A 7,296-nucleotide genomic window follows, 5' to 3' on the forward strand; every position below is an offset into this window, starting at 1 on the left:
TTCGCTAAATTCTCGGGTCTGTGAACACATCGTGATCATCGGTGCTTGTTGAAGAAAACTCCGTAACCACAGCACCCTCACTCCCCGCTTTGAACCAATGTTTCGTATCCGGCGGAATCGTGTACTGTTCGCCGGGTGTGAGCTGAATTTCGTGCCAAACGGTGAAATGCTCGATATCCTCGTGCGGCGGCAGAACGGCCGGGACTTCCGTTTTTTCTCCTTCTACATACAAATACACTTTTCCGTATCTGCACCTGAATGTCTCTTCCTTCCCTTCCTGCCCGTCTACGGGAGGATGCCGGTGTTCGGGGCATGTTTGTTCAGGGAATAATACAAGCTCTTTGGCGCAGTAGCGGTCTGTGTTGACATAGACGAACAGCTGGAGTCCCAGCTTATTCAGCTTATTTAATCCGTAGTCCATGATTTGGATGTTTTCTTTATCATCGTCGCTCAGCGCGATGCCCGCTTTTTCGTAGTATTCGATTACGTCTTCCTTTGTCACCTTCACCCGAGCTTCCCCCTTTTATGTCGTGATAAAGTCTCCGCCGTTAACGTGGAGGGTCTGCCCTGTCATATACGAAGAATCGTCAGATGCTAAAAGCACATAGCAGCCCACATGGTCCACCGGCTGACCCGGACGGCCCATCGGGGTATCTGTACCGAACTTCGCCACTTCCTCCCCTGAAAATGTGGACGGGATCAGCGGCGTCCAAATCGGTCCGGGTGCAACGGCATTGACGCGGATGCCGTCTTTGACGAGCGCCTGTGACATCGATCTTGTAAACGCATTGATCGCACCTTTTGTTGCCGTGTAGTCAATCAGCTGCGGATTGCCCCGGTAAGGGTTGATCGATGTTGTATTGATGATCGCGCTGCCCGGCTCCAAATAATCGATCGCTTTTTTTGTAAAGTAGAAATAAGAGAAGAAATTTGTTTTAAATGTTTTCTCAAGCTGTTCACTGGAAATCTCTTTAATGCTGTCTTTAGGATGCTGTTCGGCCGCATTATTGACAAGAATATCAAGACGGCCCAGCTCTTTTACGGTTTGTTCAACCGCGTCATTGCAAAATGCTTCGTCTCTGACGTCTCCGGGAAGCAGCATGCATTTGACGCCTTCTTTTTCAACCCGCGCTTTCGTCTCCTGAGCGTCCTCGTGTTCATTTAAGTAGACGATCGAGATGTCCGCGCCTTCTTTAGCATAGGCAACGGCAACTGCCCTGCCGATTCCGCTGTCGCCTCCTGTGATCAGCGCGACCTTTCCTTTCAATTTATCCGTCCCTTTGTCATTTTCATCTTCATAGATCGGACGCGGGTTCATGACGCTTTCGATGCCGGGCTGACGGTCTTGCGTCTGTACCGGCTGTCCGTTCGTCTGCTGATTGCGCAAATCCATTTGTGATTCCTCCCTTTAGCTGATGTTACTAGACTTTTAACCGGAGAAATTTTTGTTTAAACATGACCGTGTGCGCGAAAAATGAAGAAAGCCCCGGGTGACCGGGGCTTGGCTTTTACCACTCTTTATCCTGTATAAACCGGTGAAACAACACGTTCAGCCTGCCGTACAGCTGCTCGCGGTCTCCGGTCTGGTACGCTTTTATACTCTCATCACTTTCAATCATCGAAGAACTGATCAAGCTCAAAATCTCGGAACCTTCCGGAGACAGATCGGCTGGCGCCAGCATGATAAGCATCCGCGTCATCTTCACGGCACTTCCGTCCATCCCTTTGATCTCGAACGGTTTGGACAGATCATAAGCTTTAAAGAGGGGAATCGCGGCCGCTTCGCTTTTTAAATGGAACAGTGCGAAGGTGGTTCCGGGAATGCCGAGGCCCCCCTGTGCTTCTCTTGTCATCAGCCCGCCGGCCATCTGCCCTGCATCTGTAACCAGACCTTGATCTTCAAGGGTGCTGCAAAGGCGTTTGACCGTATGTTCCAAGCTTGATTCAGCTTCCAGCGTTTCAACTGTAAAATGGCTCAGTAAATGTTGAATGCCGGCTGCGTAATGGCCGATTTTCCGCGCAATCTGAAGCATATCGGGAAACGGCTCCGGTTTTTTGGGAGCCATCCGCTTTTTCCGAAGGATGAGCGGGATTTTCCGGGTGAGCTGGTGTTTGATCTGTTTCACATCTTCTGTGTCAAGGAGCGGACTGACGGTGACGCAGTCAATGTTTTCATATGGGATCGGTACGGTTGAAACGATGATGTCATAGGCACCGGTATTTTTCGATTTCAGCTCCATCAGCGAGGATATCTCAAAGGAAGCGATTTCAGGAAGCTCTTTTTTCAGCCGCGAGGCCAGCATCTTTGATGAACCGATTCCGCTCGAACAAATCACGAGCGCGCTGATGTCTACTTTTTGTTTGCTCATCTCAAGCGCCGATCCAAAGTGAAGGACGATAAAAGCAATTTCTTCATCTGGAAACCGAATTTCCGGAAAAAATGTTTCGACGCCTTCCTCTATGGCCATATATAAGAGAAAATAATCTTTTTTGACCTGTTCTGTTAACGGATTATGCACTGACATCTTTTCTTTGATCCGGATGATCGCCGGTTCAAGGTGGGCGATTAATCCTTCATAAAGCGAATGGTTGCCTGTTAAATTCGTGCCCGTTTTTTGCGAGATGAAATCGATCAGCTTTTTCGTCCTGAGCGCGGTATCCAGCTCGATATCTTCCGCTCTGTAGTCGATTTTGAAGCTTTTGTTGGCACTTCTTAAATGCATCGTAATATACCCCGCCTCAGCTTCGGGGATCTTCACGTGAAACGCATTTTCAAGCTCCTTTGCAAGCGCAAGCGCCAGTTCAAACTCTTTCGTACGCTTCAGGTCCGTCAATTCTTCTTCATTCATATTAATCATTTCACCGAGCTGTATCCGCTCGATCGCAAACGTCAAGTGGACGACGAGAGCGATGTATGCACTGTCGGAAAGGGAAAGCCCATACTTTTCTTTCATTTGAAAGAGCACTTTTTCCGCTTTCAGCAATTTCCCCCTGCTGACGACACCGAATATTTTCTCCGGCGCTTCGTTCTTGCCTTTAATGTTCATTTCGATCGTTTCCAGAAACTGCTGAACATCGAGCTTGTCGGCCATCAAGTTTCCGACGATTTTTCGCTTGGCATCCTCCGGCCCCCTCAGCTCTATGCCGTAGCCTCTTTTTCTGATCAGCGACAGGCCGAACGGAGCGATCCACTTCTCCAGCTCGTCAAGATCGTTGCTGATCGTTGCCGTCGTCACCTGCAAGTCATTGGCGATTGTATAAAGTTTGATCGGCTCTCCCGCTTCAAGCATCGCGCATAAAATCAAAAGCTTTCGTTCATCGGCACTGTATTCGACATGGCTGTCCCGGGACAGATCTTCAAGAAGCCGCTGTTTGTCTCTGTAGACACCGACCAGTTTCAAGCCCTTTCCCGGCTGCTTATCAAGCTGAAGACTGTACTTGTCCAGAACGGATTTAACCGCTTTGAGCTCGCGGTGGACCGTTCTTGTGCTGACTTCAATATAGTCGGCAATTTCATTGACCTTGACATAACGGTTTTGATGCAAAAGGTATTTCATCAATTTTTGTTCCCTTGCTGTCATATACATAAAACGCCGCCTCCGATGTTGTCGTTTTTGCGGGAGTGAAAGGGGGGTCCGGCGGTTGAAAAGGTATCCCTATCATAAAACGCTGTTAAGAAATCTTCAATTCGAACTAATTGATTTTTTATTAAAATCTTCAAGAAGTGAAGAAACATCAGCTCCAGCTGATGTTTCAAGGTTAGGTTGCATCTGCGCCGCCCTGTTCATACATTCTGTTTCGGCAGCCCCCGCCCGGCTGCCGAACTTTTCCCGATTCTATCTGAAACTATGCTTTCAAATGGCTGATCACCAGTTTGAATAAAGAATGATCCTCTTTTAGTCCGCATACGTCTCGAAGCACGCCTTCATAGCCTTTTTCAGCGATCATGCTTTGAAGCTGAACGGCTTCCGGATCATCGGCACAATCAAACTGCAGCGCCAAGGCAATACCTTCCGCAAGACGGACAGGTTCAAAGCCGAGGTCGCAAAGCTTCCTGGCCGGGCCGACAAGACGGTCATCCATGCCAAGCTTGCGAAGCGGCGACCTGGCCACACGGGTGACATCGTCTGATAGGCATTCATTTTCAAAGCGCCCGATAATTTTTGTCATATATACCCGGTGCTCTTCCTGTGTAAAATCGTATGTTTGAACAAGGTACCGGCCTGTTTCTTCAAGCGCGCCTGCCACCGTTTGGCGGACCTCCGGGTGATGAATGGCGTCTTTTATCGTCTTCAAACCTTTCTTATAGCCGGCATACGCCGCCATGGCATGTCCGGTATTGACCGTAAACAGCTTTCTTTCGATGAATGGCGCGAGATCCGGTACATATGTCACACCTTCAATATCCGGCACTTTTCCGGCGAATTCCGTTTGATCGACGGCCCATTCAAAAAAAGGCTCCACCGTTACTTTCAACAGATCATCATGATGCTGGATCGGCACAATTCTGTCGACTGCCGAGTTCGGAAAGCCGACTGAATCGCTGATTGCGGCGCGCTCTGTTTCAGTTAAGCGGGCAAAAATTTCCTCGCGAAGATGAGCGCTGCCTCCGATCATATTCTCGCAAGCTATAATATTTAAAGGCTGGGTATTTATTTTCATCCGACGCTTCAAACCTTCTGCAATCGGCTCTGCGATCAATTTAAGCACCGCAGGACCCACCGCTGTGGTAACAAGGTCGGCTTTCGCTATCAAATCATACAATTCGTCAAGCTGGGTCGCACTGTTGATCGCCCGAACCGGGCCAATCGTTTCCTGCTCTCTTCCGGCGTCGGCCAATTCGACGATATAGCGGCCCTTGTCGTTCAGTTCCTTGATCACGGCATCGTTTACATCGGCGAACACGACATCATATCCCGATTTGCAGAGCAAGGCTCCGATAAATCCGCGGCCGATGTTCCCCGCACCGAAATGCAGTGCAATCATATTTGGTCACCTTCTTCAAAAACCGCCATTAACTCGTCTTCATTTTTCGCATTGATGATCCGTTCGACATTGTCCGCTTCTGAGCAAACGATCGCAATCTTTGACAAAATCTCCAAATGCTCATCATTTTTCCCGGCAATGCCAAAGATCACTTTAGCGATATTGCCATCGCCGTATTCAACACCTTCCGGAAGCTGGATCACGGATATTCCGGAATGAAGAACATCGCGCTTGCTGTCTTCCGTACCATGCGGAATGGCGATTGCGTTCCCCATGTAAGTGGAAGTGAGGCCTTCCCTCTCCAACATTTTCTCGATATAATCCGCGGTCACATAGCCGGCGTCAACCAGCGCCTTTCCAGCCAGCCTGATCGCTTCTTCCTGCGTTGCGGCAGATTGATTGAGATGAATGTTTTCTTTTGCAAGTACTGGTTTCATTGGGAAATCACTCTCTTTCATACATGTTGTGTGAGCCTGATTGACAGGCTCACGGGTTCTCACACTTTACTTTTTTAGCTGATTGATCAGTTCATCGTATTTTGGACTGTTAAGGAAATTTTCCACCGATATGTGTCTGGCGTTTGGAAGCTTCGCTTTTGCGCGTTCCGTTAAGTCTTTATGCGTGATGACGATGTCGGCATCTCCCGGCAGATTATTGATCGATGTATTGGATACGTCGATATCGAGTTCTGCTTTTTTGACTTTGTTTTTCAAAATGGATGCCCCCATCGCACTGGAGCCCATTCCGGCATCACACGCGAAAATGATCTTGCCGACATTTTCGTAAGTTGCCTCTGATTCTTCCGCTTCATCAGCCGAAGTCAATGCAGAAACGGCTTGGCTCTTCTTCCCTTTCATTTGCTGCATTTTTTCCGCTGCGGCTGTTAAATCTTCTTCGCCGGCTTTAGACGTTTTCAAAATCAAAGAAGCGACAATGAATGAAACGGCTGCCGCGACGAGAACACCAAGGATCACACCGATGTGGTTGCCTTTCGGCGTCATCGCCAGCACCGCAATAATACTTCCAGGTGAAGGAACAGCCGCCAGCCCCGCATTAAAGATGGAGAATGTCAGCACACCGCTCGCTCCGCCCGCTATTGCTGCCAGGATTAACAGCGGTTTCATCAGAATGTAAGGGAAATAAATTTCGTGAATCCCGCCAAGGAAGTGAATCACTGCAGCGCCCGGTGCGGTCTGCTTTGATGTGCCTTTTCCGAAAATCATGTAAGCTAAAAGAATCCCGAGACCCGGACCTGGGTTCGCCTCCAAAAGGAATAAAATCGATTTTCCTGTCTGGGCGGCCTGTTCAATACCAATCGGGCTCAAAATACCGTGGTTAATCGCATTGTTAAGGAAAAGAACTTTCGCAGGCTCTACAAAAATACTTGCCAATGGAAGCAGATTCGCATTGACGATCACTTCCACGCCGGCCGCCAATGTTTTGTTCAAACCGAGCACCACCGGACCGATCGCAAGAAAGCCGAGCACTGCCAAAATGAAACCGAGAATTCCGGCTGTAAAGTTGTTGATCAGCATTTCAAATCCGGAACGGACCTTATCTTTGAAAAGCCTGTCCGTCAATTTCATCAGGTAGCCGCCCAGCGGCCCCATGATCATCGCGCCGAGGAACATCGGAATGTCCGCACCGACAATAACGCCCATCGCTGCAGTCGCACCGACGACGCCTCCGCGGTGGTCGTACACCATCTTACCGCCCGTGTATCCGATCAAGAGCGGCAGCAAAAATTTGATCATCGGATCAACCAATGAAGCAAGCGCCTCATTCGGCATCCATCCCGTCGGAATAAACAGGGCGGTAATGATCCCCCATGCGATAAATGCACCGATATTCGGCATGATCATTCCGCTCAAATAGCTTCCGAAACGTTGAATCTTTACTTTGAAATCTGAATTTTGTCTTTCTTCCATTTCATAACCCTCCTTTGTTGTCCTTTAAAGCCTCTGATAAAAAAATGATGTCGAATAATGTCGGCTCCTTGTCTTTATATTAAAACGCTTACAGATGACTGCTCAATTGAAAGAAAACGGCACTTTGGCAGGAGCCGTGTGACAAAATTTAATAGTTTCATTTTTAGTCTGGTTTCAGCTGTTGCGGCCGACTCGAGGAAAATAAAGGCTCGCTGAAGAATTGCATAAAAAAAGACCATTCCTGATTGGAATGGTCTCAGACCGTTGACAAAATAGGTCGAATTTTTATAATCCGGCCTATTTTTGTCCAATTTATTCTGTTTTTTCGATGAGAGTTCTGGCGATGAGGACCTTTCCAAGTCCAATTCGCCAGCTTTTTGAG

At 48.4% G+C, this 7,296-nt stretch carries 7 protein-coding genes; all 7 read right to left on the bottom strand.

Translation table 11 applies throughout. The annotated features are described in order from the left end of the window. Window positions 1-4: 4 nt before the first annotated feature. Window positions 5-508, bottom strand: a complete 504-nt coding sequence (locus tag KI350_RS18600; RefSeq protein ID WP_020450216.1) for a D-lyxose/D-mannose family sugar isomerase — start codon at window positions 506-508, stop codon at window positions 5-7. 15 nt (window positions 509-523) lie between these two features. After that, window positions 524-1,393 (bottom strand): SDR family oxidoreductase, encoded by an 870-nt coding sequence (locus tag KI350_RS18605; RefSeq protein WP_020450215.1) that lies wholly within the window; start codon window positions 1,391-1,393, stop codon window positions 524-526. A 115-nt stretch (window positions 1,394-1,508) separates the two neighbouring features. Further along, entirely contained in the window at window positions 1,509-3,587 is a 2,079-nt protein-coding gene (locus KI350_RS18610; RefSeq protein ID WP_020450214.1) for a BglG family transcription antiterminator, read from the bottom strand. A 259-nt stretch (window positions 3,588-3,846) separates the two neighbouring features. Beyond that, window positions 3,847-4,986 (bottom strand): mannitol-1-phosphate 5-dehydrogenase, encoded by a 1,140-nt coding sequence (locus tag KI350_RS18615; protein ID WP_020450213.1) that lies wholly within the window; start codon window positions 4,984-4,986, stop codon window positions 3,847-3,849. After that, entirely contained in the window at window positions 4,983-5,423 is a 441-nt protein-coding gene (locus tag KI350_RS18620) for a PTS mannitol transporter subunit IIA (protein WP_020450212.1), read from the bottom strand. Before KI350_RS18620 ends, KI350_RS18615 begins: the two co-directional genes overlap by 4 nt. A 66-nt stretch (window positions 5,424-5,489) precedes the next feature. Next, window positions 5,490-6,914, bottom strand: coding sequence for a PTS mannitol transporter subunit IIBC (locus tag KI350_RS18625; protein WP_020450211.1), 1,425 nt, complete (start codon window positions 6,912-6,914; stop codon window positions 5,490-5,492). Window positions 6,915-6,988: 74 nt separating this feature from the next. Further along, the coding region (locus KI350_RS18630; RefSeq protein WP_212930571.1) for a hypothetical protein at window positions 6,989-7,296 on the bottom strand (308 nt) is incomplete at its 5' end.

Source organism: Bacillus sp. J41TS8, from assembly GCF_018333035.1.
Taxonomy (GTDB): domain Bacteria; phylum Bacillota; class Bacilli; order Bacillales; family Bacillaceae; genus Bacillus; species Bacillus paralicheniformis.